Below are 25,027 nucleotides of genomic sequence, written 5' to 3' on the forward strand. Positions count from 1 at the left end.
CGAGTCGAAGGACCTCTACCTCAACATCATGGACGTTATTGGATGGCGTTCGTTGGGGCGGGATTCACGAATCCGCCATCGCGACTCGGCCGGCGTTGAGCACCGGCCTGCGGACGCCCCGAGTGTACCAGTCCGCCCCCTGCTGGCCGCGAGTGGCCGAGTGTTTGACCGCTCTGGATACGCCCGCGTATACTTTTTGTGGAGCGAGAGTCCTGACTCGGATGAGAGGCTTTCTCCGGGCGGTTAGCTCAGCTGGTTAGAGCGCCTGCCTTACAAGCAGGAGGCCGAAGGTTCGAGTCCTTCACTGCCCACCAGTTTTTGCTCTCACCGCATATCGCGGGGACGTAGTTCAGTTGGTTAGAACGCTGCCCTGTCACGGCAGAGGTCGCGGGTTCGAGTCCCGTCGTCCCCGCCATTCATTTCTGGCTCAGAAGCGAAGCTTCATTCTCCCGCACATCGGTGCCGCTCATACATCACTGACCCGAAGCCGTCTGCCGTGGTAGCAAGGACTGGCAGAGGGGAGTCTGATGCCCTCGATCGTTTCAGCCAACGAAATCGCCGTAGAGCAGTCGGACGTGCTGCCGGCCGACCGGTTCGCGGACGTGTCGTTCGACCGGCGCACGTTTCTGAAAGCGGCCGCGGCGCCGTGCATGATCGCGCTGGTAGGAGCCGCACTGCGCGAGCGATCGTTCGCGCTCCCCACCCCGGCTGCCGGGGAGGACGACCGCTTCGTGCGCGAGGCGCGTTTCTACGAAAAGCTTCCGGGAAACCTGGTGCGTTGCAAACTGTGCCCGCGGCAGTGCGAGGTCCCTGAAGGCGAGCGTGGATACTGCCGCGTGCGCGAGAACCGCAAAGGCAAGTACTTCACGCTGGTCCACTCGCGGGTGGTGGCGGCGCACGTGGACCCCATCGAAAAGAAGCCGTTCTTCCACTTCCTGCCCGGGGCGATGGCGTTCTCCATCGCCACCGGCGGCTGCAACGTGAACTGCAAGTTCTGCCAGAACTGGGAGATCTCGCAGGCGCGTCCGGAACAGCTCCGCGGCCTCTACCTGCCTCCTGACGACCTGGCCGACAACGCGCGGCGCAGCCAATGCGGCGTGCTCGCGTACACCTACAGCGAGCCAGTTGTTTTTTCCGAGTACGTGATCGACGCGGCGAAAACGGGCCGGCGCGCCGGGCTCAAGAGCGTGGTGGTGTCGAACGGGTTCATCCAGCGCGAGCCGCTGCACGCCATGTGCGACGCGGTGGACGCCATCAAGATCGACCTCAAGTCGTACTCGGAGAAGTATTACCACGAAGTGGTGCGGGGCGAACTGCGCCCCGTACTGGACAGCATCGTCAACGTGCGCAAGTCCGGGCGCTGGCTGGAGATCGTGTACCTGGTGGTGCCGACGCTGAATGACAGCGACGCCGAATTCCGCGGCGTCTCCCAGTGGATCAAGAAAGAGGTCGGCGCCGATGTCCCCATCCATTTCACGCGCTTTCGCCCGCTCTACCTGCTGACCAACCTGCCGCCCACGCCGCTGGCGACGCTGGAACGCGCCAAGTCCATCGCCGATGCCGAAGGATTGCAGTACGCTTACGTGGGAAATGTCCCGGGCCACCCGGGGGAGAACACGTACTGTCCGGGCTGCCGCAAGCTCCTGATCGAGCGCATGGGTTTCACGGCGACGCAGGTGAACCTGGACAAAGGGAAGTGCAGGTACTGCAAGCGCGCGATCCCGGGGGTGTGGAGCACCTAGCGAGCGGAGGCATTTTATGAAAGCGCTCAAGCTCATCTCCTATACAGTCATATCTCTCATTTTCTTGGCAGCACTTGCGCCGGATGCACCGACGGTGCGTCCGCCGGCGGTTGCGGGCAGCTTCTATCCCGCCGATCCAAAGGCGCTCACGGCGATGGTGGATGGCTTTTTGGCGCGAGTGGACCAGCCAGCCACGGCGGAGCCCATCCTGGCCATGGTGGCGCCGCATGCCGGATACCCCTTTTCCGGACCCGTCGCCGCCTACAGCTACGCGCAGCTGAAGGGACGCAAGATCAGCCGTGTGGTGGTCATCGCCCCATCCCACTATGAATCCTTCCCCTTCGTCGCTGCTTACGATGGCGACGCGTACCGCACGCCCCTGGGCGAGATCCCGGTGGACAAACAATTCGTGAAGGAACTGGCGAAGGCCACACCCGTGGTGCAGATCTCCAGCCGCGGACATGCGCCGGCGGCGCACGGCGGCGAGCATGCGCTGGAAGTCGAGTTGCCGTTCCTGCAGAGAGTCCTCGGGGAGTTCACCCTCGTGCCGCTGGTGATGGGCGACCAGAGCTTCGACCAGGACCGCTCCCTCGGCTTGGCCCTCGCCAAGCTGATCCATGGGCCGGAAACTCTCATCGTGGCCAGCTCAGACCTTTCCCACTATCACCCGCAGCAGGACGCGGCGCAGATGGACCGCAAGATGCTCAAGGCGCTCGAGGAGTGGGACTACCGCGCGCTTTCCCGCAACATCGATGCGCGGGTCTGGGAAGCGTGTGGAGGCGGACCGATCATCGCCGCGATGATCGCGGCCGAGAAACTCGGCGCCAACCATGCGCAGGTGCTCAAGTACGCCACCAGCGGCGATACGAGTGGGGACAAGGGACGTGTGGTCGGGTATGCCGCGATCGCTTTCACCCGGGCAGCGCACGCCGGCACTGCGGAGAAGTTCTCGCTCACCGCGCAGGAGCGCGCCGAGCTGCTGAACATCGCCCGGCAAGCGGTGCGGGCGGCGGTGCTCGAGCGGAAGCGCTATGAGCCTCCGACGCCGAAATCCGATGCGCTCTTACAGGAGCGCGGCGCATTCGTGACGCTCAAGCGCCGAGGCGAATTGCGGGGATGTATCGGCGCTACAGTGGCGCAGAAGCCGTTGTACGTGACGGTCCGTGATGTCGCCGTCTACGCAGCATTGCAGGACCCGCGGTTTCCTCCCGTCTCGGCGGCCGAGTTCAACGATCTCGAATTCGAAGTGTCCGTGATTTCTCCCTTCCGCCGCGTTCTCGATGTCCGCGAGGTTCGGGTGGGCGAGCACGGCTTGCTGGTCCGGCGGGGGCGCAACGAAGGTCTTCTGCTGCCACAGGTCCCGATCGAGCAGAAGTGGGACCGCCACACCTTCCTCGAAAAGTGCTGCCACAAGGCCGGCCTGGACGCGGATGCCTGGAAGGACAGCGGCACCGACATCTTCGTGTTCACGGCGCTGGTCTTCAGTGACGCCGACCAGCAGCGCCGAGAGCGCTAGCCGCAACCGCCGCCGCACTTATGTTGGACAGGGCGATGAGGACGGCGGTCCGGCCCAACCCGAAGACGGGAAGGAGGAACACGCTCACACCCAGCGCGCCCACGCAGGAACCCACCAGGTCCACGGCATAGAGGGCGCCCGCGTTGCGGCCGTCGGTGGAGAGAAAGAACGACCCGCTGGCGAGGGGAAACTGGCTGCCGCCAACGAGCCCGCACACTGCGGCCATCAGGGGAAATGCCGCCTGAGTGATCAGCGGCAGATACCGCGGGTCGCGGACCTCCGCCAGCCCGAACAGAGCGGCCCATAGCACGAGCGAAATCGCCGCGGCCGCCAACTGGATCACGATGGCACGGCGGAGCATCGATGCCTGGGTCAGGGGATGTCCGCGCCGGGCCAGCCACGTCCCCGCCGCCAGGCCCAGCATGAATCCCGCGATGATCACCGCCAATTGGTGGAAGACATAGCCGTAGACTGCCTGGAATCCCAGCAGGAGGAACACTTCCAAGGCCAGCATGGTCATGCCCATGGTGGCGACGCAGAGGGCGGCGCCGGCCGCGACGCGGCGCGAGCGTGGGAGCACCGCCAGAACGGCCATGCAGAACGCGGTTGCGCCGGCCAGGGCCGCCACCAGGGAAGCGAATCCGACGTGTGTGAGAGCGGAGAAGGGCGTCGCGTAGGAGCGGTCGAAGTGGGTGCTCCACGCCGCCACGTCCAGGTAGTAGGCCACGGGAGCGAAATCACGATTCGCCGGCGTGCCGGGCAGCGGCGCGGTCTGCTGGTCCATATCTGCGATGCGCTCGGCCGTCAGCCGGAAGGAAAGGAAGTAATCGCGGACGTACGCCGTCCGCAGATGCCGCTCCTGGATGCGCTGGGCCAGCAGGCGCGCATCGGTGGTCAGACGTCCCGGCTGGTTCGAAGCGAGGAAGTGAAGCGTATCCCCGGGAATGATCCGCACCTCGGCGAAGCTCTGGCGCAGCGTCTGCTGGATGCACTGGAAAAATGCAGCGCGGACAGGGTTGAGGTAGTTCTCCGCAGCGGGCAGCTGGAAACCGAGCACTCCGCCTGGATTCAGCGCGGCGGAGGCTTCGCCGAAGAACTCGCGCGTGTAGAAACGGTTCAACTGGGCGGTCCGCGGCTCCGGGAGATTAAGGATGATCACGTCGAACTTCTGCCTGGTGGTGCGCAGGAAGGCGCGGCCATCGAGGGCATGGACATGGATGCGCGGATCCTGCCGGATGCGCGCCCACTCGGCCGGGAAATGGCGCTCGGCGAGTGCAACGATCCGCGGGTCGAGTTCGACATAGTCCAACCGCTCCACCGAGGGATGCTGCATGACCTGCATCGCGCTCCCGTTCACACCTCCACCCACCAGCAGTACCGCGCGCGGATCGGGATGTTGCAGCAGCGCGAAGTGGACTGCCTCCTCCGCGGCCTCCAGGTCAGCGGAGGTGAACAGGATGACCCCGCTCTGGGCCACGCTGCGCGTCCCGCCGGCGTCGAGCACGGCCAGGTTACCGTATCTCGAAGTCACGGCTTCCACCAGCTGCAACCCGGGCCACTGGCGGGATAGGGAAGCCGCCTCCCAACCAGGCGTCGATCTCCAGGCCAGGGCAGAGCACAGCAGGAGGAGCAAAGTCAGCGTGAGTGCAGGCCGCGGTCCGGTCGCGATCCACACCGCGACCAGTAGGCTAGCGGCTGCCACCAGAACCGCGATCTGGAAGGTGGAAAGGTAGGGAAGCAACACGAAGCTGGCGAGCACTCCGCCGCCTGCGGCGCCCAGCGATTCCAGCATGTAGGCATAGCCAGTGGCGGCCGCGGGCGAGGCTGCGATCTCCTGCATGTACCAGCGGCTGGCGACGGTGAAAAGCAGTCCGGAGATCGGACAGAAAATTCCCAGGGCGACGACGGAGGTCAGGAACATGCGTCCCGGGCCGAGCACCTCGCCGGGGACGGCGGGCACGACGACCCTGCTGTAGCGGACGACACAGATAGCCAGCGCCAGGGCCGCCGCGGACACCACCTGTAACCCCGCCACGAACTGGCGGTCGCGTTTCATGCCGGATGTCAGGCGGCCGAGCAGCCCGCTTCCGAATGCCGTCCCCAGCAGCCAGACGGCCAGCATCACCCCGATGGAAAACTCATTGCCTTGGAAGAGTGAGAGGAGCTCCCGGAGCAGCACGATCTGTGCCGTCACGGCGGTGCCACCGATCAGCAGGAGCGCGCAACGCACCCCGCGCGAAGGACCGGTAAGGACGACTTGGCTGGGAGCGGCCATGGACCGGCAGTGACCGCGGGTTCCGGTCCCGCCGTCCCCGCCATTGTTTCAAGAAGAAGTTCCGCGCACAATCGAGCGATTCTGGGTCTTCTTGTTTCGGATGGGTTGGACTCTGTCTCTGGAGATAGGGACCCCGATGGCAAGAAAACCCGCGTGTCGCGAGGTAAGGTCTCGCAAATAATCGAGGCAACCTTGTGTCGGAGCACTGTAACGACAGACTTTTCCGTGAGCCGCCCAACTCGGCTGTCCGAACCATCCGGCGGCTCCGCGGTTCGCGAGATGCCCGCTGTGCGTGTGACACACATCACTGTGAGCGGTGCGAAGGCTTCCTATCCTCTAGGGTTGCCACCGCTCCCCCTGCAGGACGGAGGTCCTCGCGTGTCCACCATCGCACCACCACCCACCGAACGGAACCCGGAAGTGCGACCATCCGTCGCGGTTGATGCCGAGACGACATCGCTTCCCGCAAATGCGTACGAACCGCTGAAGCCCGGAGAGTCGTACCAGCCGCTTGTTCCACCCGCAGCCCGGCTGCCGGAACTCACCACGCGATCGATCGCCTGGGGCATTGTGCTCTGCGTGATCTTCACCGTGGCGTCGGCCTACTCCGGCCTCAAGGTCGGGCAGGTCATGGAATCCGCTATCCCGATCTCCATCCTGACGATCGGCCTGGCGCGTATGTACAAGCGGCGTTCCAGCGTGCTCGAGAACGTGATCGTGACCGGGCTGGGCGGCATTGCGGGATCGGTGGTGGCAGGCGCCATCTTCACTCTCCCGGCGCTGTATATCCTCAAGCTCGATCCACATCCCCTGCAGACCATCTTCATCTGTGTTGCAGGCGGCTGTCTGGGTGTCCTCTTCCTGATTCCGCTGCGGCGCTACTTCGTGCGCGACATGCACGGTCATCTCCCCTATCCCGAGGCAACCGCGATCACCGAGGTGCTGGTCACGGGGGAGAGGGGCGGGGCACAGGCGAAACTGCTCTTGCAAGCCACGGCCATCGCCGGCGTCTACGATTTCTTCGTTACCACCTTCCAGGTGTGGAAGGAGTACGTGGACTTCCAATTCGTGCCTGTGATCCGCGCGCTGAATGAGCGCGCCCGCATGGTGTTCAGCTTCGACGCCATCGGATTCATCCTCGGGCTTGGCTACGTCATGGGCCTGCGGAGTTCCATGATCCTGTGCGCGGGCGGCGTGCTGTCCAACTTCGTGCTGGTGCCGGTGATCTGGTTCATCGGCAGTCACCTGGATTCGGCGGTGTATCCCGCTGCCATCCCCATCTCGAAAATGACGGCGGTGCAGATCTACCGCAGCTACGTGCGCTTCATCGGCGTGGGCGCCATCGCCACGGCCGGCATCTTCGGCATCATCAAATCGCTGCGGATCGTTGCCGGATCGCTCGGGATCGCGCTGCGCGTCTTCCAGCATGGAGAAGCTGCGGCGCCGGAACGCACCGACCGCGACGTATCCATGATCGGCATCCTGCTGGGGATCGTGCTCAGCGCCCTGGGCGTCGCAGCTTTCCTGGGACATCTGCCGGTTTCGTGGACGGTGGTGGGCATCGGGTTGGCCCTTACGCTGATTTTCTCCTTCTTCTTCACCTCGGTGGCCGCGAACGCGATCGCGACCGTCGCCCGCAATCCAGTCTCCGGGATGACCATGCTCACAATTATCATCTCGTCGGTGGTGTTGTTGCGCTTCGGCGTCTCAGGAACGACGGGCATGTTCTTTGTCATGGCCATTGCGGGTATCGTGTGCACGGCATTGGCGGTTTCGGGACAGGCGATCACGGACCTGAAGACCGGCTACTGGCTGGGCTCGACGCCGGCGGCGCAGGAGAAGATAAAATTCGCCGCCGTGGTCGCGGCCGCCATCGCCGCCGGCCTGACCATCGTGATGCTGGCCCGCACCTTCCAATTCGGCGAAGCGCTTGGCGGCGATATCCGCCCGGTGCTGGCTTCCCCGCAGGCGTCGATCATGAAAGCGCTGGTGGAAGGCTTCATGAGCCACCAGCCGGTCGCGTATCTATTGTTCGGAACGGGCGCCATGATCGCCGTCATGCTGGAAATGCTCGGACAGCCGTCGCTGATCTTCGCTCTCGGAATGTACCTTCCGCTCGAGCTGAACACGCCGGCGCTGGTGGGAGGCTTTCTGTCGCACTTCCTGAACAAGCGTGCGGAGCAGAGCGGTGGCGAGCAGGGCAAGTCGATCCGCGAGCGCGGCGTGATCATCGCTTCGGGGCTGATGGCGGGAGGTGCCCTCGGAGGCGTACTGGGCGCGGCCCTTCGCCTGCTTCCGGCGTATCGTGAAGATCTGATCCGCACGCCGTTCTATTCCTCCGAGCCGGTGTCGCAGACTGTCTCGGCTGTGTTGTTCGTGGGACTCTGCGTGTACGTCTGGTTTGGATCGCTCAAGAGAAAGAAGGGACTGCAATGGAGCAAGTAAGAGGTTTGCAGGTAGAGAAGGGATCCGGTGCTATGGACCAGGCGGGAAAGTTCGTCGCCGACGCCATTCTTGGGATAGACACGCTCTGGGGCGGCGACGTCATGTGTCCGTCCGGAGCCGGACGGTTCATTGCTGACTCGTGGTTTTCCAACGAGCCTCTGCCCGTCGCATACACCCATCCGGCCGCTGCGCGCCTGCGGGCCAGCGGCGGCATCACGGGGAAGAGCCTCGACCGGGACGCAGTCAACGACTACCTGCGCCAGGTCGATATTCCCGCGGCCGTCGCCGGGATCAGGAACGAAGCAGGGAAGGCCGGCGGGCTGCGCGGGGGCTACTTGCTGGGTCTGGCGATCTGCGTGGAGACCATGTGGGAACTCGCCATGGAGATCCTGGGCAAGGGCGCTCCTGTCCCTTATGAGGAGTGTGTCCATGCCTCGACAGGCCGGGCGCCGGAACCCTCGAAGCCCGAGCGGAAGCGGGAGAGGGTCGCCGAATTGCTGGGGCGCGCGGGTTACAAAACTTTGGGGCCCAACGCATTGCTGGCTGCCGTGGACGAGTGGCGGCGCGAGCGTTTCGTCCCCATGGCGTCGGTGCGAGCGCTCAGCACGGCAGTGATCGCGCAGTTCGATCGCCTCAGCGAAGTCAACCTGCTGCCCCATCTTCCCCCAGAGCTCTGGCGTGCACCGCGGGCCAACATCGAGTTCCTGCCCATCAAGGAGGCCTGGTTCTCCGGCTCGATGAATTACATCGGCCGGGCGCGCAATGCGGACGGCAGCCCCAAGTACGAAGCGACCTACGAGATCAATGCCTCCCTTCACATCTCGGTCCCGGAGTTCCAGCAGCTCGTCAGCCACGAGGTCGTACCCGGACACGTGACGACCTTCGCCTACCTGCAAAATCTGTACGTGCGCGGGCTCGCCGGATTCGAAGCCACCGTGCTCACTATGAACACGCGTGCCGCGACTTTGTTCGAGGGCGTCGCCAACAACGCGATCCTGATCGCGTATGGAGTGAACGAGGTCGAACAGTTGCCCGATGACGATCTTCAGATCGGAGTGCTGTTGGCGCTGCTTCAGGACGACGCGAAGAACCAGTCGTCCTATCTGACCTGGGGCGAGGGGCGGCAGCGCGACGAAGTCGCAGCCACGCTGCGGCGGGATTTCCTCGTGACCGAAGAGCGCGCCGACAAGCTGTCCGGGGCATGGGGACGGCACCCCCTCCTCGGCCGCATGTATCTCCCGGCGTACAGGTCCGGCACTTTGCGGGTCGCCGAGATGCGACGCACTCATCCGGCCAAACTCGTGCTTCCGGCGCTCTACGGCTGCCATGGCCTGGTCGATATCGAGACGATCGAGGACGCACTGAAGAGCGGCCGCTCGAGGTAGCAAGGCTGCAGGCCGCCGATGTTCCCAAGGAGCGCGCCGACATCGAAAAGTTGGTGGGGAGCCAGGCAGGGAAGTAGCAGCCGTCAGTACACAGCCGGTGGGAAAGCCCCGGCTGAGGGGCTATCACGTGACGACATCAACTGACGACTAGATCTCCCGCCTGCCCTCCATCGCCTTCAGCATCGTGACCTCGTCGGCGTACTCGATGTCGCTGCCGACGGGGATGCCCATGGCGATACGTGTGACCTTCACGTTCGGTCGCCGGATCGCTTTCGAAAGGTAGACCGCGGTGGCCTCTCCTTCGACCGTGGGGTTGGTGGCGACGATGACCTCATCCACCTCGCCGTGGTCGATGCGCTTCATCAGGTTGGAGATGCGGAGCTGCTCCGGACCCACGCCCTGCAACGGCGAGATGGAGCCGTGCAGCACGTGGTACACGCCGTTGAAGTGGCGCGTCTTTTCGATCGCCGCGATGTTGGTGGGTTCCTCGACCACGCACACCAGACGCTGGTTGCGCGTGGCACTCGAGCAGTAGCTGCAGGGATCGACGTCGGTGATGTTGTTGCACACCGAGCAGAGGTGGAGCTTTTCCTTGACGTCGCGGATGGCACCGGCCAGCGCCTCCGCGTCCGCTTCCCCCGAGCGCAGGATGTGGAAGGCAAGCCGCTGCGCGCTCTTCGACCCCACCCCCGGCAGCTTCTTCAGCTCTTCGATGAGTCGAGCCATCGGCTCGGCAAACTTGGACATATCAGAGCAGCCCCTGCAGCCCGCCCAGCATTCCGCCCAGGCTGGAGTGCATCGCGTCGTCCACCTTCCGCCCGGCTTCGTTGACCGCCGCGACGACCAGGTCCTGGAGCATTTCGACGTCGCCGGATTTCACCGCCTCGGGATCGATGGTGATGGAGAGCACCTGTTTGTTGCCGTTCATCTTCACCGTTACCGAGCCGCCACCGGCCGAGGCGTCCACAATGGTCCGGCGCATCTTCTCCTGCAACTGCTCGGCCTGCTTCCGGGCCTGCGACATCATTTCTTGAAGTTTTCTCGGATCAAATCCACCCATTCCAAACTCCTCGCAAGCGGCTAGCGGCCCTTTTCTTTATGGTCGATCACGGTGCGGATCTCCGCGCCAAACTTCTCCCGCATGCGGCGCACGACCGGGTCCTCGGCCGCGCGCGAGCGTGCACCGGGGCCTCCGTTCGAGGGCCGGGGCGGAGCCGCTTCGGGGACCGCCTGCCCGGGAGCCACGCGCACCTTCATCGGGCGTGAAAGTGCAGCGGTTGCGGCGGCGTTGGCGATCCGCTTGGCCTCCGCATTCATCGCCATGTCTACGAATCTCGCGCCGGCCGAGACTTTGACCACTACCTCGGCGCCCTCGGTACTCCACTCACCGCCCGCGAGCATCGTGGCCACGCCCTGTTGTTTTGCGTTCTCCAGCGCTCCGATGACTGCCGAACGCACGTCGGTGGACGCGGGCGCCGGCGGCACCGCAGGCGCAGGGGCCGGATCAGCGGCGATAGCGATTGCTGTTGCCGTCCGGCTGTACGGCGGCGCATCGGCCGACATCTCCGGTTTCGGCGCAGTGCCCTTCCGCGCGCGGTCCGCCTCGAACGGCGACGGGCCACGGGGCGCGGCCGCTCCCGGCCGTGCAGGAGTCGCCGTGGGCGTAGCCCGAGGAGCGACGTTGTTCGCAACGTCTCTACCGCTACTCTTCGCAGGCGCCGGATTCGCCACCCCGCTCAGGATCTCCTCGATGGGCAACAGCCGCTGCGCGTGCACCATCTTCAACAGGCCCAGCTCCAGGTGAAAGCGCTGTTCCTGCTTGTAACCGAGCTCGCTGTGCGTGCGCAGCAGGATCTGCAAGAATCGCGCCAGGTCCTCTTCGCTGAAGAGTCCGGCGACACGCGTCACGCGCGCGCGCTCGTCCGATGAGATTTGCAGCAGGGAAGATTCGCCGCCGGCGATCTTCGCCACCGTGGCGTTGCGCACGAAGCGCACCATCTGCCGCGCGAAGTGAGTCGGATTGTGCCCCTCGGTGACCAGCTTGTCCACCAGCCGCAGTGCCTCTTCGCTGGAGTTGCGAGCCACCGCCTGCATCACCTGCTCCAGGATCTCGGAGGGCACCGCACCGACCAGGTCGCGCACCACGTCCGCACCCAGCGTCGTGCCGCAGCAGGCGATGGCCTGATCCATGATGGAAAGTGCGTCCCGCATGGAGCCGTCGCCGGCCTCGGCCAGCATGGCCAGCGCGTCGTCATCGGCCTTGACCCCTTCCTTGTTCCCGATCTCGCGCAGCTGGCGCACGATCTCCTCGAATTTCACCGCGTGGAACGAGAAATGCTGGCAGCGCGAGCGGATGGTTTGGGGGATGTCCTCCGGCTGCGTGGTCGCCATCATGAAGATGACGTGGCCGGGCGGCTCCTCCAGGGTCTTTAACAGCGCATTGAAGGCGGCATCGGTGATCTGGTGGGCCTCGTCCAGGATCCAGATCTTGTAGCGGTCGCGCGCCGGCCGGTAGCGCGTAGCATCGCGCAGTTCCCGGATCTCGTCGATGCCGCGGTTGGTCGCCGCGTCGATCTCGACCACATCCACCGCGTTGCCCGCGCGGATTTCCATGCAGGAGTCGCACACCCCGCAGGGTTCCGGCGTCGGCTTGCTGGTGGAGCGGCAGTTCAGCGCCATGGCCACGATGCGTGCGATCGTGGTCTTCCCGATCCCCCGATGTCCGCTGAAGATGTAGCCGTGCGCGATCCGGCCCTGCTCGATGGCGTGTTTCAGGGTGCGGGTGACGTGGTCCTGCCCGATGACCTCGGAGAACGTCTGCGGACGGTACTTGCGTGCCAGGACCTGGTAGCTCATGGAGAAGTCCGATTATACCGTGTGCCGCCCGCGCTATTCGGGACCGGAGGCAAGGTCGGGGGCGGGCGTGTTCAACACGCGCAGCGCATCCTCGGCTTCCGACTCCAGCACCTGCAGCCGGACCCGCCCGCCGAAAACGAGATGGAGTGGCCCGGCGATGCGGGCCAGGTTCTCGTCGGCGATGAACGCCTCGATCCCCGCCGCTTCCAGCAGCATGCGGCCGGTGATCGCCTGGTGGAGATTGTCGTACTCGGCGACGGTCACCAGGCGGTCTGGAGTATCTGGGTCCCAGTAGGCCATTTGGGGTCCCACCCATTATCCTGCCGATCCGCCCAACCGCTTGGAAGGATTGCCTGCAACCGGGCGGGTAGTCGCTCCCAAGCCCCGTTCTTACTTGCAAACGGGCCTGTAACAGGGGTAGGCTTGCGGCCACAATGGATCGCTACTCGCGCCTTGGGAGGACGTTATGGCTCTGAAGTTGTCGGTCAAGAACGTCAACGGCGTCACCGTCGTGTACTGCTCGGGAAGGATCGTCTTCGGCGAGGAGGCAGCGGATCTGCGTGAGCGCGTCAAGGAAATGCTGGCCACTGTCCACCAGATCGTGCTGAACCTGGGCGGCGTCAGCTACATCGACAGCGGAGGTCTCGGGACCCTGGTCGGGCTTTACACTTCGGCGCGCGCTGGCGGCGGAGAGATCAAGCTCGCCAACCTCACCCAGCGCGTCCGCGATCAGCTCCAGATCACGAAGTTGGTCACCGTATTCGAAGTGTTCGACAGCGAGGAGAAGGCCATCAGTTCCTTCGCGGAACAAGCTACAGCATAAGACCAGCACTCCCTCCTGGGGACGCTAAAGCGCCCGCAATAGCGGGCGTTTTATGTTTGCGGGAAGGGAAATCTGAGGTCCGCGAGCGTGCTTCCTGCCCCCTGGCTCCGTGCTAGCTGGCTATCCCTAGCTCTTCGCAGCGGTGCTCGGCGATATGCCTGGCGATCATCAGGGACGTCTTCAGGAGTTTGCGTTGCAGGAACAGCTCGAAATCATTGGAATGGCTGCCGCGGCGGTCGGTCCGGCGGTCTTGTTTTTCATGCTCCCGCGCCTTCTGACGACTGGTGCGCAACTTCTCCTGGAACTGCCTGGCCTGCTCCCGCAGGCGCAGCATCTCCGAACACCCTGCCGGCAGGACGGGTGCGACTGCCTCGGACGTTGCCAGTGTTGCCATTTGGGCTCGGAACCTGTTCGGGGAGGGGCTGTAATAATAGTACGAAGAGGTCTGCTCCGCAAGTCCGTCGTTTGCCCCTTTCGCCAGGGTTCGTCGCCCGGCAGGCCAGCCGGGGCGTCGGACGAGGTTTTCCCTGTTGCCGGTGCGGCGTACTTCCAGCTCGCGGCTGCCGTTTACACTCCTGTAGCTTCCGCCGCAAGCACGACAGTTGCCTTTTTCGCGCCCTTCGAAGTCGTGGCGAAGATCGAGCCGAGGTTGACACCTTTCCGCGCCAGCGTCTCCAGGTACCTGGCTAATGCGCCCGGCTTGTTGGGCAACTCCACCCGATCGACAGTCGTCTCGGAGTACCTGCACCGCGCCTGGTCGAGAGCGCTCTTGGCCTTCCTGGCGTTATCGACGACCACGTAGACGCTGCCTTGGGCTCCGTGCGCCATGCCCAGGAGGGCGAGGATATTGACCTTGGCATCTCCCAGGATCCTCGCAACCTCTGCCACCGTACCTGGCCGATTTTCCACCTCGATCGTGAACTGTTTCCCTTTCGCCATAGCAGCACCTCCGAATGCAGCTCGTGCGCCCAATCCAAACTTACGAGCGCGATTATATAGCCAGAGAACACACCCGGATTGCAGCAATGCCGCCATCTCTCAGGGCTTGGAGTTTCGATGTGAGGTCGACGGCTCACACCGCACTGGGGCTCGAGGCTCTCTTGGTCAGAGGCTTTTCGGGTCTTCCAGCTCGTTCAGAAGGGCAGTTTCCAGGCGCTTCTGCTGCTCGCGGGTGAGCTTGCCGTTCGCCGATGTAAGGTAAAAGACGTCGATCGCGGTCTGTCCTTCCGTGTCGATCAATGCGATCTCGATATTGCAGTTCTGACGGGAAAAGCAGGAGCTGATCCGGTGCAACAGGCCCGGCCGATCCTGCGCGATCACTTGCGCCAGCGTGCTGCTGGATGAGCATCGATCGTCGAAATCGATCCGAGTCGGCACCCGGACCTTGGCGGGCAGGTTCTTCTCCGCGCGCAGGCGGTCCTTTAACATGCGCTGCAGGTCAGCCTCTCCCCTCAGGATCGCGGCGATGTCGCGCTTGAACCGATCCCATTCGGGCAGGTTCAGTTCCAGCGTCCGGAACCGGTCCGTGAAATAGAAAGTGTCCACCACGGTCCCGGCCTGGTTGGAAAAGGCATTGGCCTTGACGATGTTCATGCCCCAGGCGGCGAGCACGCCGGACACCGAGGCGAAAAGAAAAGGACGGTCTTTCGTCACCAGCGTCAGTTCATACCAGTGGCGCCCGCGTTTGAGGTCGAGCTGGATGGAGTCCTGGCTGAGGAGCCCCGCCATCTTGAGATGTTGCAGCACCTCCTGGGCGGGGTAGGATTCGAGATACCGCTTCGGCAGACCTTCCAGGAAAGTCTTGAGTTTCTTGCTCGAAGCCGGCGCCAGGCTGTGCAGACGCGCCACGTGCTCGCCATCGCCGTCGGCATGGAGCCGCTCGTCGAGGGTGCGGTTCAAGTGGTTCACGGTGGCAATGTAAAGTTGCCAGATGTTCTCCGCCTTCCAGGGTGTCAGGGCATCGGGGTTCACTGCCTTGATGTCGGCGTAGGTGAGTAAGCACAACATCTTCAGACGCTCCGGCGTGCCGACCTTTTCCGCGAAGGCGTGGATCGTCCCCGGATCGAAGATGTCCCGGCGCAGCGTCTCCGACACCTCCAGGTGACTGCCGATCAGAAAGCGGACCGTTTCTTGGTCCTGGCGGTCCAGGTCTAGCCGGTTCAGGCACCGTTCCGCGATCTCCAGGCTGCTCACGACATGGTTCCCGCTGGGCACGCTCTTGCCGGTGTCGTGCAGCAGGAAGGCCAGGTAGAGCAGCTCCGGTTGGACGAGTTCGTCCAGGATCTCCCGGTAGCCTCGCTCCCACTCGGTCTGCGATTGGCGCAACCGGTGCAGGTTCTCGATGGCAAGGAAGGAATGCTCGTCCACCGTGAACCGGTGGTGAAAGTCACGCACCACCAGGCAATCGATGGCCTCCAATTCCGGCAGGAGCAGGGTCAGCAGCCGCAACGAGTGCATGGCTCGAAGTGCGTCGGCGGCGTGCGGCTGGACCAGGATCTCCCACAGATGCAGCCAGAGCTCGGCGCCGCGCGGGGGTGTCGCCGCCAGCGAGGGCAGCACTTGCTCGATCCGTTGCTCTGTGGTCGCGCTCAGCTTCAGCCCGTGGTGGGCCAGGAAATGGAAGGTGCGCAGCAGAAGGTCCGGGTTCTGCAATGCGGACGGCTGCCGCAGGTAGATCAATCCATCCACCACGGAGAAGTCCGCATTCGACAGGCGCGACCGCCAGTTCTGGAACTGCCGGTGCAGCGAAGACCATGCGGCCGGGATCTCCTCCAGCAATTGCGTCGAGACACGGTGGATTGATCGGGCATGGCCGAAATAGATTTTCATCCAGTCCGCAGCGCTCAGCGATGCACCCCCCGGAGCCCCGATTGTGCGGGCCGCCGCCTCATCCTGGGCCTCCCAAGTCAGGGTGTTGTCGTCACGCCCGTGGCGAAAATGCAGAAAGCAGCGGACCGAGAACAGGAATTCCAGCGCCGCATCGAATTGTTTGCGCACCCGCTCCGGCAACAGCGACTTCGCCTCCGGCCATTCTCGTAGCTTGTGGATGGCCGAGATCAAGGCGAGCCAGCAGGCCACGTTGTAGTCGCGCAGGCCTCCCGGTGTCTCTTTGAGGTTGGGTTCCAGGTGGAAGATCGTGTTGCCGAACTTGGCGTGACGAGCGCGCGTGACTTCCGCCAGGCCTTGCACCAGGGTCTGCGATTCCCGCATGACCAGCTTGGGAATCAGCTCATCGTGCAGGCGCTTGTAGAGTTGCGGATCCCCGCCGATGTATCGGCAGTCGAGCAGGGAAATCGTGAACTCGACGTTGTTCGTATCGAAGCGGTCGCACTCCGACAACGTGCGCGTGGTGGGACTCAGTCTCAGGCGCAGGTCCCACAGTTCCTGCGAGAAGCGCCGGATCCTGTCCTTGAAGGCCTCTTCGGTGTCCCGCTCGGCGTGCAGGAAGAGAAGGTCGATGTCGGAGTGAGGGAAGAGCCAGCCTCGTCCGAATCCGCCCAGGGCCACGAGGGCAAAATTACGCGGCCCGCTCGGTTCGGGCGAAATGATCTCTTTCCAGAGCCGGATCGCGATGCCCTCGACCAGGGCTGTCCGCTGCTCCAGCGCAGCCCGGCCATCGCCGGTGGACAGGAAGCTTTGCTGGATCCGCGCCGATTCCTGGGTGTACAGGTCCCGCAATTCGCCGCTCAATGAGGATGCCGTCGCCATGCGGCGTCTTTTCTGCTGCGCTACAGGGCGCCCTCGCCGCGCTCCTCGTTGCGGATGCGGATGGCGTCATCGACGCGGGAAATGAAGATTTTGCCGTCGCCGATCTTGCCGCTGCGGGCCGCGGTGATGATGGCTTGCACCGCCTTCTCCACCATTTCGTCCGCCAGCACCATTTCCAGCTTGATCTTGGGGATCAGGTCGACGGTGTACTCCCGGCCGCGGTAGAACTCGGTGTGGCCCTTCTGCCGCCCGTGACCGCGCGCCTCCAGCACGGTCATGCCTTCGACCCCGATCTCGTGCAGGGCGCTCTTTACGGCGTCGAGCTTGAAGCTCTGGATGATGGCTTCGATCTTGGTCACGCCGGCATCTCCCAGTAGTAACCCTCTTCTCCGTGCTGCGAGAGGTCCAGTCCCTGGATCTCGTGTTCCTCCGGAACGCGCAGGCCGACGGTCATTTCGACGATCTTCAGGATGACCAGCGTGCCCACCACGGCGAGGACCCACGCGATCGCCACGCCTACCAGTTGGTTCAGCAATTGGTGTGCGTTGCCCTCCAGCAGCCCCGAAGCCAGCGTTCTTCCTTGCGCATCCTTGAAGACCGGATTCACGGCGCTTGCGGCGAAGACCCCGGTCAGCAATGCTCCGATCGTCCCTCCGGCTCCATGGACGCCGAAGGCATCCAGCGAGTCGTCGTAGCCGAACTTTGCTTTTACCTTTGCGACCATTGTGTAGCAAGAGACGCCGGCGATCAGTCCGATCGCCAGAGCCGGCATGGGGCCGACGAATCCTGCGGCCGGGGTGATGGCCACCAGGCCGGCCACAGCTCCGGAGATCGCTCCCAGTGTGCTCGGCTTCCCGTTGCGCACCCATTCTGCGCCGCACCATCCCACCACCGCCGCGGCGGCGGCAAAATGGGTAGCTACGAAGGCGCTGGTCGCCAGGCTGCCGGCTCCCAGTGCGCTGCCCGCGTTAAAACCGAACCAGCCCACCCACAGCAGGCACGCCCCGATGAAACTCAGCACCACGCTGTGCGGCGGCATCGCGTCCTTGGGATAGCCGATGCGCCGGCCCAGGTAGAGCGCGCACACCAGCGCCGATACGCCCGAGGTGACGTGCACCACCGTCCCGCCCGCGAAGTCGAGTGTAGGGAAGCGGCCACCCAGCGCTGCGTTCAGCAGTCCTCCCTTGCCCCAGACCATGTGCGCCATCGGATCGTAGACCAGGAACGACCACAGCACCATGAACAGGACCATGGCGCTGAATTTCATGCGCTCCGCGAAGGCGCCGGTGATCAGCGCCGGCGTGATGATGGCGAACATCAGCTGGTACACCATGAAGGTCTGCTGCGGGATGGTGGCCGCGTAGTCCGGGTCGGGTTGGGCCCCTACGCCGCGCAGAAAGACGTGGTGCAGGCCCCCCACGAAGCTGGTGCCGCCTCCGAACGCCAAACTGTAGCCGATCAGGGCCCACAGGATGGTGACCAGGGCCATCAGGGCGAAGCTCTGCATCATGGTGGCGAGAACGTTCTTTTTCCGCACCAGGCCGCCGTAGAACAGTGCCAGGCCGGGGCCCGTCATCATCAGCACCAGGGCAGAACTCATCAGCATCCAGGCGTTGTCGGCGGAACTCTTGGCCTCGACGGTTTGCAGCTCCAGTTTCGCGATGCGCGCGGTTTGCGCGTCCGCGGCCGCTGCAGCAGATGTTCCGGCTCCCGTATCGGCCGGGGTCTGTGCCCTAAGGCCCGGTGTGCATGACAGAAGGAGAACGGATATCAATCCCGGAATCAGATATTTGTGCATGATTACTTGCCCGGCTCCGCGGTGCGAGACAGGGCCCAGCGTGCCACTCTAACCGTCAGCGCCGACCTCAAGGAAATCAAAACTACTTATCGCCTCGATTAGAAATTGTTATTGCGCACCGCAGCGGAACTCCGACGGCGCGTCGTGGATTCGGTTCCCCGTGAGTACCAAAGTGGGACTCAGACCCCGTGCCCGTATCCCACTTCCGTCACGGACACGTGTTCGAGCCAATCGGCGGAGCGGGGATGATGGCCCCGGGTCACCTCGCGGAACCCCTGCTGCAATTTCCGGCAAATCGGACCAGTGCGGCCCGCGCCGATCGGACGGAAGTCGATCTCACGCAAGGCGATCACTTCCGCCGCAGTGCCGCACACGAACACTTCGTCCGCGGTGTAGAGCCGGTCGCGGGAGATGTGTTCCTCGATGACGGTGACATCGAGGTCGCGTGCCAGCGCCAGCAGTGTGTCGCGCGTGATCCCATCGAGGATGGCGGCGGTTGGCGGCGTGTAGAGGACGCCGTTCCGCGCCAGGAAAAGATTTTCGCCGGTACACTCGGCGACGTACCCGTGCGGGTCGAGCATGATGGCTTCGTCGAAACCCAGCCGCCGCGACTCCGTTTTGGCCAGCACCGAGTTGACGTAGTTGCCGGCGATCTTCGCCTTGGTCATGGAGGCGTTCGGGTGGTGCCGCGTGAACGAGGCCGTGTTGGCGCGCACCCCTTGCTGAAGCGCCTCCTCGCCCAGATAGCTTTCCCACTTCCAAACCGCCACGCCGACGTGCGGGACCCCGCAGTCCACGCTGAGGTTCCACCCGCCTTCGGCCAGATAGATCAATGGCCGGATGTAGCACTCGGCGAAGCCATTCGCCGCCACCACCATCTTGGTCGCTTCGGTCAGCTCGGAGAGCGAGAAGGGCAACTCGATGAAGCCCAGCACGCGCGCCGATTGCAGCAGGCGCTCGAGATGGTCTCCCAGGCGGAAGATCGCCGGCCCGTCGCTGGTCTGGTAGCAGCGGATCCCCTCGAAGACGCCGATCCCATAGTGCAGTCCCGGTGTCATGAAATGCAGAGTGGCCTCTTCGAACGGCACCAGCTTGCCGTTCATCCAAACGAATTGTGACGTCTGACTCATGACTCTCCTCACCCCTGTAGATCTGGTCTTACGTTCACCGCATCGAGGAAGGGCATCATCTTCCGCAATTCGGCGCCCACCTTCTCCAGCAGTTGGTCCTGTTCGCGGCTGCGGGTCGCCTTGAACCACGGGCGGCCGTTCTGGTTCTCGGCGATCCACTTTTTCGCGTAGGTACCGTCCTTGATCTCGGCCAGGATCTTCCGCATCTCACGGCGGGTTTCCTCGGTGATGATGCGCGGGCCTCCGGTGTAGTCGCCGTGTTCCGCCGTGTCGCTGACCGAGTACCGCATGTAGTTCAGCCCCCCGCGGTACATCAGGTCCACGATCAGCTTCAGTTCGTGCAGGCATTCGAAGTAGGCGATCTCCGGCTGGTACCCGGCCTCGACCAGGGTTTCGAACCCCGCCTTGACCAGCGCGCTGACGCCTCCGCACAAGACCGTCTGCTCACCGAACAGGTCGGTTTCCGTCTCCTCGGTGAAGGTGGTTTCGATGACGCCCGCCCGGGTCACTCCGAGCGCTTTGGCGTAAGACAGGGCGAGGGCCTTGGCCTGGCCGGTCGCGTCCTGGTGCACGGCGAGCAGCGCCGGCGTTCCGCCGCCCTCTTGATAAAGTTCGCGCACGCGGTGCCCGGGCGCCTTAGGCGCGATCATGGTCACGTCGACATCCTTCGGCGGCTCAATGGTCTTGAAGCGGATGTTGAAGCCGTGGGCGAACATCAGCATCTTGCCCGCCTTGAGTTGGGGCGCGACGCAATGGCGGTAGAGCTCCGGCTGGGCGGTGTCGGGGACGAGCAGCATGATCACGTCGGCCCACGCCGCCGCCGGTCCCACGCCGCAGACGGTCAATCCGGCTGTCTCGGCGGCCTTGCGAGAGCGGCTCGCATCGTGCAGGCCCACGCGTACCGCCACTTCGCTGTCCTTCAGATTCAGAGCGTGGGCGTGCCCCTGCGACCCATAGCCGATGATGGCCACTTTCTTCTTGCGAATGAGCTCGAGATCCGCCGCATCGTCGTAATACATGGTTGCCATGAGCGTCTTCCTCGCTTTCGTCGTCACTGTTCGCCTGCCGCTCGAGTCAGTGCGTGTTTAGACCGAACACTGGACGTCTTCCGACTGCTCGGCTGTCGTCGTCGTGGCCTGTGTCTGGCTGGTGGCCGAAAAGTACGATTTCGGTCCTCGTAACATCCCGACCCTTCCGGTGCGCACCATCTCCAGCACGCCGTACGGCCGCAGCACCTCGAGCAGGCCGTCGATCTTGTCTTCGGTCCCCGTGATCTCGATGACCATGGACTCCGGGGCCACATCTACGACGCGCGCCCGGAACACCGTCACCAACTGCATCAGGTGGGTGCGGCTGTGTTCGTCGGCCGCGACCTTGATCATGGCCAGGTCCCGGAAGATGGCCGGCAACCCGTTCACGTTCTGCACGTGCAGCACGTTGACCAGCTTGTAGAGGTACGCCTCGATGCGCTGCGCCGCGTGCACATCGGCCTCCACGGTGATGGTCATGCGCGACACGCCGGGCTGCTCGGTGTGGCCGACGGTGAGCGATTCGATATTGAATGCCCGCCTGCGGAAGAGCGACGCAACTCGGTTCAGGACTCCTGGCTTGTTTTCGACGTACACGACGAACGTGTTCAGCATCGTCTCCTCATTTCCCTGCGGCTGCGGCCTGCTGCTGCGGTGCGGGCCGCCGGATCATCTCGTGCAGGTCCGCGCCCGCCGGAACCATCGGGTAGACCGTGTCTTCCTTCTCCACGTGGAACTCGATCAGGCACGCGCCGCGGTGTCTCCGCGCCTCCTGCACCGCTGGGCCGACCTGCGAGCGTTCCCGGACCGACATGGCGCGCAGGCCGAAAGACTCGGTCAGCTTCACGAAATCCGGATTGCGCAACGGCGTGGCGTGATAGCGGCCGTCGTAAAAGAACTCCTGCCACTGCCGCACCATGCCCAGATAGCCGTTGTTGATGAGCGCGATGTTGATGTCCAGGCCTTCCTGGCCGATGGTCGCCAGCTCCGCCATGGTCATCTGGAAACCGCCGTCCCCGACCACCACCCAGACCTCCGCGTCCGGCCGCGCGAACTTGGCGCCGATGGCGGCCGGCAGGGCAAAGCCCATGGTGCCCAGTCCCCCGGAGGTGATCAGCGAGCGCGGTTCCGCGTGGTGGTAGTACTGCGCCTCCCACATCTGGTGCTGGCCGACGTCGGAGACGACCAGCGCGTGGCCCTTGGTCTCGCGCCACAGGTCGTTGATGACGTGGGCGGCATACAGGTGCCCGCTGTCCGGCAGGTTCTGGATGTCCCGCACCGCCGAGTCGCCCTTGATCTCCGCGATGTGGGCCAGCCAGTCAGACCGGTCGCCAGGTTCCGCTTGCGCCGCCAGGTGCTCCAGCACCTCGCCGACGTCAGCCACCAGGGCGACATCCACTTTGACGTTCTTGTTGATCTCGGCGCGGTCGATCTCGACGTGGATCTTGGCCGCATGACGAGCGTAGGTCTTCAGGTTCCCGGTCACGCGATCGTCAAAGCGCATGCCCAGCGCGATCAGAAGGTCCGCCTCCTGGATCGCGTGGTTGACCCAGGCTTCGCCGTGCATGCCCATCATTCCGAGATTCAGCGGGTGCTGTGCAGGAAGACATCCGATCCCCAGCAGGGTCATGGCCACCGGGACATTGGCTTTCTCGACGAACTGCCGGAGCGCCTGGGTCGCGCCCGAGAGCATGATGCCGTGACCGGCCAGGATCAGCGGGCGCTTGGCACGGTTGATCAGCTCGAGTGCCTTGTCGTATTCCGCCGGGTCGCAACCCAGAGAAGGCCGGAAACCGGGCAGCTGCGGTACTGCCTGCTCCCAATCGAATTCGCACGAGCCCTGCTGCGCGTCCTTCGTGATGTCCACGAGCACCGGGCCCGGACGGCCCGCACGCGCGATATGGAACGCCTCCCGCAGGGTGCGCGCGACCTCATCAGGGCGCGTCACCAGTGCGTTGTGCTTGGTGATGGGCAGCGTGATGCCCGTGATGTCGATCTCCTGGAATGCGTCGGAGCCGATCAGCTTGCTGCCCACCTGGCCTGTGATGCACACGATGGGGGAGGAATCCAGCATGGCGGTGGCGATGCCGGTCACCATGTTGGTGGCTCCCGGGCCCGAAGTCGCGATCGCGACTCCGACCCCTCCGCTGGCGCGCGCGTATCCGTCGGCCATATGGGTCGCGCCCTGCTCGTGACGCACCAGCACGTGGTGGATCGGATATTTCCAGATCGCATCGTAGGTCGGCAGGATGGCTCCGCCGGGGTAGCCGAACACGTGCGTCACGCCCTCGCGCACCAGGCAATCCCATATGATCTCCGCGCCTGTCTTCTTCATCTCTGCTTCCTTTCGCTACTCCGTCACCGCTCCCTGCGCCGCCGACGACACCAGCCGCGCGTACTTGGCCAGCACGCCGCTGGCGTAACGCGGCTGGGGCGCGCTCCAGCCCGCCAGCCGCGCCTTCATCTCGTCCTGCGACAGCTCCACGCGCAACTCCCGGCGCGGTATGTCGAACACGATCATGTCGCGGTCGCGCAGCGCGGCGATCGGACCTCCACACGCGGCCTCTGGAGCGACGTGGCCTGCCATCAGTCCGTGCGTCGCCCCGGAGAACCGCCCATCCGTGATCAGCGCCACCGAGTCACCGAGCCCCGCACCGCTGATCGCGGCTGTGACCGCAAGCATCTCGCGCATGCCTGGTCCGCCCCGCGGCCCCTCGTACCGGATGACCACCACGTCGCCGGCGCGGATGCCGCCGCTCTGCACCGCGGCGAAGGCTTGCTCCTCGCTGTCGAACACGCGGGCCGGCCCCCGATATTGCAGGAGGTTGTGTCCGGCGACCTTCACCACGCAGCCTTCCGGCGCGAGATTGCCCTTCAGGATCACGATGCCGCCACTGGTCTTGAGCGGACGCTGCAACGGGCGCACCACCTCTTGCCCAGCCGTTTCCTGCGCCTCGCCAGCCTCTTCTCCAATGCTTCGTCCCGTCACCGTCATGGCGTCGTGGTGCAGCAGGCCAGCCTGCCGCAGCCGCTGCGCCACCAGGCGCGTGCCCCCCGCCTGGTACAGATCGGTGGCCACGAACCTGCCGCCTGGCTTTAGATCGGCGAGCAGAGGTACCCGGGCGCTGATGCGGTCAAAGTCGTCGATGCTGAGGGAGACGCCGGCCTCCCGCGCGATCGCCAGAAGATGCAACACGGCGTTGGTGGAGCCGCCCGTGGCGGCGACGCTGGCGATGGCGTTCTCGATCGATTCGCGGGTGATGATCTCGCGGGGCCGGAGATCGCGGGAGTAGAGCTGCATCAGCATCGCACCCGCTTTCCACGCGGCACCGGCCTTGTTGTGGTCTGTCGCGGGCACGCTGGAGGCCCCCATGGGCGCGATACCGAGGAACTCGCAGGCGGTAGCCATGGTGTTGGCGGTGAACTGGCCGCCGCAGGCGCCGGCCCCGGGACAGGCACTGTTCTCCAGCGCCGCCAGCTGCGCGTCGCTCATCTGCCCCTTGGCGTGAGCGCCGACCGCCTCGAACACGTCCTGGATGGTGACGGCGTGGCCCTCAAAGCTCCCCGGCGCGATCGAGCCTCCGTACAGCACTAGGCCGGGCACGTTCACGCGCACCAGGGCCATGACCGCCGCCGGGATGGTTTTGTCGCATCCCACTAGGACGATCAGGGCGTCAAAGAGATTGCCGCGCGCCACCAGTTCGATCGAATCTGCGATCACCTCGCGGCTCACCAGCGAGGTCCGCATGCCTTCCGTGCCCATCGTGATCCCGTCGGAGATGGACACGGTGTTGAATTCCATCGGCGTGCCGCCGGCGCTGCGAATGCCCTGCTTGACGTATTCCGCGAGTTGCCGCAGGTGATGATTGCAGGGGCCGATCTCGATCCAGGTGTTGGCGATGCCGACGATGGGGCGTTGCAGATCTGCGTCGGTGAAGCCTGCACCCTTCAGCATGGCGCGCGCCGGCGCCCGGCTGGCCCCGTCGGTCACTGCGCCGCTGCGCTGTTTGCGCAGCGGTCCGCTCTGGGTCTCGCGCGGTCCGCCGAACAAGCTCGCCTGCGGTGGTCGCTTGGACGGTTCCGACGTCGCCGCTAGGGACGAAAAGTCGCGCGGTTCACCGAAGAAATTCGGCTGGGGGGCCGGCTGCCGCGTTGCCATGAAGACTCCTAATCGTTCTATGAAAAATGAAAAAGCCCACTCGCCATTTGCTTCTGGCGGTGGGCTTAAGCTTCTTGCTTTACTTAGCTCAAGTCCTGCCGGCCAGAACGGGGGTAATAAGCAGTACTACGCTTACGCCGATAAGCAGCAGTACCCCTACCG

At 64.4% G+C, this 25,027-nt stretch carries 20 protein-coding genes and 2 tRNA genes; 7 read left to right on the forward strand and 15 right to left on the reverse strand.

Features of this window, described 5'->3' with window-relative positions; translation table 11 throughout:
• Nucleotides 1-237 precede the first annotated feature (237 nt).
• The 4 genes from LAN37_03865 (at nucleotide 238) to amrB (ending at nucleotide 3,258) form a co-directional block, all read left to right on the forward strand.
• Nucleotides 238-314: transfer RNA gene (locus tag LAN37_03865), tRNA-Val, on the forward strand.
• A gap of 24 nt (nucleotides 315-338) precedes the next feature.
• Nucleotides 339-415: transfer RNA gene (locus LAN37_03870), tRNA-Asp, on the forward strand.
• 112 nt (nucleotides 416-527) lie between these two features.
• The gene (gene amrS / locus LAN37_03875) at nucleotides 528-1,742 is read left to right on the forward strand and encodes an AmmeMemoRadiSam system radical SAM enzyme (GenBank protein ID MBZ5646345.1); all 1,215 of its coding nucleotides are present in this window, start codon (nucleotides 528-530) and stop codon (nucleotides 1,740-1,742) included.
• A 16-nt stretch (nucleotides 1,743-1,758) separates the two neighbouring features.
• Nucleotides 1,759-3,258: an AmmeMemoRadiSam system protein B gene (gene amrB, locus LAN37_03880; GenBank protein ID MBZ5646346.1), complete on the forward strand. Its 1,500-nt coding sequence runs from the start codon at nucleotides 1,759-1,761 to the stop codon at nucleotides 3,256-3,258.
• Here the strand turns inward: amrB and LAN37_03885 are convergent.
• Nucleotides 3,224-5,533, reverse strand: coding sequence for a fused MFS/spermidine synthase (locus LAN37_03885; GenBank protein MBZ5646347.1), 2,310 nt, complete (start codon nucleotides 5,531-5,533; stop codon nucleotides 3,224-3,226). The two genes, amrB and LAN37_03885, sit on opposite strands and share 35 nt — an antisense overlap.
• A gap of 279 nt (nucleotides 5,534-5,812) precedes the next feature.
• Between LAN37_03885 and LAN37_03890 the strand changes: the two genes are divergently transcribed.
• Together LAN37_03890 and LAN37_03895 are read left to right on the forward strand one after the other, a co-directional pair.
• The gene (locus LAN37_03890; GenBank protein MBZ5646348.1) at nucleotides 5,813-7,978 is read left to right on the forward strand and encodes an oligopeptide transporter, OPT family; all 2,166 of its coding nucleotides are present in this window, start codon (nucleotides 5,813-5,815) and stop codon (nucleotides 7,976-7,978) included.
• Nucleotides 7,979-8,010: 32 nt separating this feature from the next.
• Entirely contained in the window at nucleotides 8,011-9,363 is a 1,353-nt protein-coding gene (locus LAN37_03895) for a hypothetical protein (GenBank protein ID MBZ5646349.1), read from the forward strand.
• 147 nt (nucleotides 9,364-9,510) lie between these two features.
• Here the strand turns inward: LAN37_03895 and recR are convergent, their stop codons facing one another.
• The 4 genes from recR to LAN37_03915 are packed head-to-tail and all read right to left on the reverse strand — an operon-like array spanning nucleotide 9,511 to nucleotide 12,531.
• The gene (recR, locus tag LAN37_03900; protein ID MBZ5646350.1) at nucleotides 9,511-10,110 is read right to left on the reverse strand and encodes a recombination mediator RecR; all 600 of its coding nucleotides are present in this window, start codon (nucleotides 10,108-10,110) and stop codon (nucleotides 9,511-9,513) included.
• 1 nt (nucleotide 10,111) lies between these two features.
• Nucleotides 10,112-10,423: a YbaB/EbfC family nucleoid-associated protein gene (locus LAN37_03905; protein ID MBZ5646351.1), complete on the reverse strand. Its 312-nt coding sequence runs from the start codon at nucleotides 10,421-10,423 to the stop codon at nucleotides 10,112-10,114.
• A gap of 20 nt (nucleotides 10,424-10,443) precedes the next feature.
• Nucleotides 10,444-12,219 (reverse strand): DNA polymerase III subunit gamma/tau, encoded by a 1,776-nt coding sequence (gene dnaX, locus LAN37_03910; protein ID MBZ5646352.1) that lies wholly within the window; start codon nucleotides 12,217-12,219, stop codon nucleotides 10,444-10,446.
• Nucleotides 12,220-12,252: 33 nt separating this feature from the next.
• Nucleotides 12,253-12,531 carry a DUF2007 domain-containing protein gene (locus LAN37_03915; protein MBZ5646353.1) on the reverse strand — a complete coding sequence of 93 codons (279 nt, stop codon included), beginning with the start codon at nucleotides 12,529-12,531 and terminating at the stop codon, nucleotides 12,253-12,255.
• A 154-nt stretch (nucleotides 12,532-12,685) separates the two neighbouring features.
• Between LAN37_03915 and LAN37_03920 the strand changes: the two genes are divergently transcribed.
• Complete coding sequence (locus LAN37_03920) at nucleotides 12,686-13,042, forward strand: STAS domain-containing protein (protein MBZ5646354.1); 357 nt, start codon at nucleotides 12,686-12,688, stop codon at nucleotides 13,040-13,042.
• 112 nt (nucleotides 13,043-13,154) lie between these two features.
• Here the strand turns inward: LAN37_03920 and LAN37_03925 are convergent, their stop codons facing one another.
• The 10 genes from LAN37_03925 to ilvD all read right to left on the reverse strand — a co-directional run bounded on the left by LAN37_03925 (nucleotide 13,155) and on the right by ilvD (nucleotide 24,865).
• Nucleotides 13,155-13,436: a hypothetical protein gene (locus tag LAN37_03925; GenBank protein ID MBZ5646355.1), complete on the reverse strand. Its 282-nt coding sequence runs from the start codon at nucleotides 13,434-13,436 to the stop codon at nucleotides 13,155-13,157.
• A gap of 173 nt (nucleotides 13,437-13,609) precedes the next feature.
• Nucleotides 13,610-13,981, reverse strand: coding sequence for an ACT domain-containing protein (locus LAN37_03930; protein ID MBZ5646356.1), 372 nt, complete (start codon nucleotides 13,979-13,981; stop codon nucleotides 13,610-13,612).
• Between the two features lie 165 nt (nucleotides 13,982-14,146).
• Entirely contained in the window at nucleotides 14,147-16,750 is a 2,604-nt protein-coding gene (gene glnD, locus LAN37_03935; GenBank protein MBZ5646357.1) for a [protein-PII] uridylyltransferase, read from the reverse strand.
• A 20-nt stretch (nucleotides 16,751-16,770) separates the two neighbouring features.
• A complete protein-coding gene (locus LAN37_03940) occupies nucleotides 16,771-17,109 on the reverse strand; it encodes a P-II family nitrogen regulator (protein ID MBZ5646358.1) in 339 nt (112 codons plus the stop codon).
• Nucleotides 17,106-18,548: an ammonium transporter gene (locus tag LAN37_03945; GenBank protein ID MBZ5646359.1), complete on the reverse strand. Its 1,443-nt coding sequence runs from the start codon at nucleotides 18,546-18,548 to the stop codon at nucleotides 17,106-17,108. The genes LAN37_03940 and LAN37_03945 overlap by 4 nt, the downstream gene beginning before the upstream one ends.
• A gap of 179 nt (nucleotides 18,549-18,727) precedes the next feature.
• On the reverse strand, nucleotides 18,728-19,678 hold the full coding sequence (locus LAN37_03950) for a branched-chain amino acid transaminase (GenBank protein MBZ5646360.1): 951 nt from the start codon (nucleotides 19,676-19,678) through the stop codon (nucleotides 18,728-18,730).
• 8 nt (nucleotides 19,679-19,686) lie between these two features.
• Entirely contained in the window at nucleotides 19,687-20,706 is a 1,020-nt protein-coding gene (gene ilvC / locus LAN37_03955; GenBank protein ID MBZ5646361.1) for a ketol-acid reductoisomerase, read from the reverse strand.
• Nucleotides 20,707-20,763: 57 nt separating this feature from the next.
• Nucleotides 20,764-21,321 carry an acetolactate synthase small subunit gene (gene ilvN, locus LAN37_03960; GenBank protein MBZ5646362.1) on the reverse strand — a complete coding sequence of 186 codons (558 nt, stop codon included), beginning with the start codon at nucleotides 21,319-21,321 and terminating at the stop codon, nucleotides 20,764-20,766.
• 7 nt (nucleotides 21,322-21,328) lie between these two features.
• Nucleotides 21,329-23,041, reverse strand: coding sequence for a biosynthetic-type acetolactate synthase large subunit (gene ilvB / locus LAN37_03965; protein MBZ5646363.1), 1,713 nt, complete (start codon nucleotides 23,039-23,041; stop codon nucleotides 21,329-21,331).
• Nucleotides 23,042-23,056: 15 nt separating this feature from the next.
• The gene (gene ilvD / locus LAN37_03970) at nucleotides 23,057-24,865 is read right to left on the reverse strand and encodes a dihydroxy-acid dehydratase (protein MBZ5646364.1); all 1,809 of its coding nucleotides are present in this window, start codon (nucleotides 24,863-24,865) and stop codon (nucleotides 23,057-23,059) included.
• Nucleotides 24,866-25,027: the final 162 nt, after the last annotated feature.

It is taken from the genome of Terriglobia bacterium (genome assembly GCA_020073495.1).
In the GTDB taxonomy this organism is placed as follows: Bacteria; Acidobacteriota; Terriglobia; order Terriglobales; family Acidobacteriaceae; genus JAIQFD01.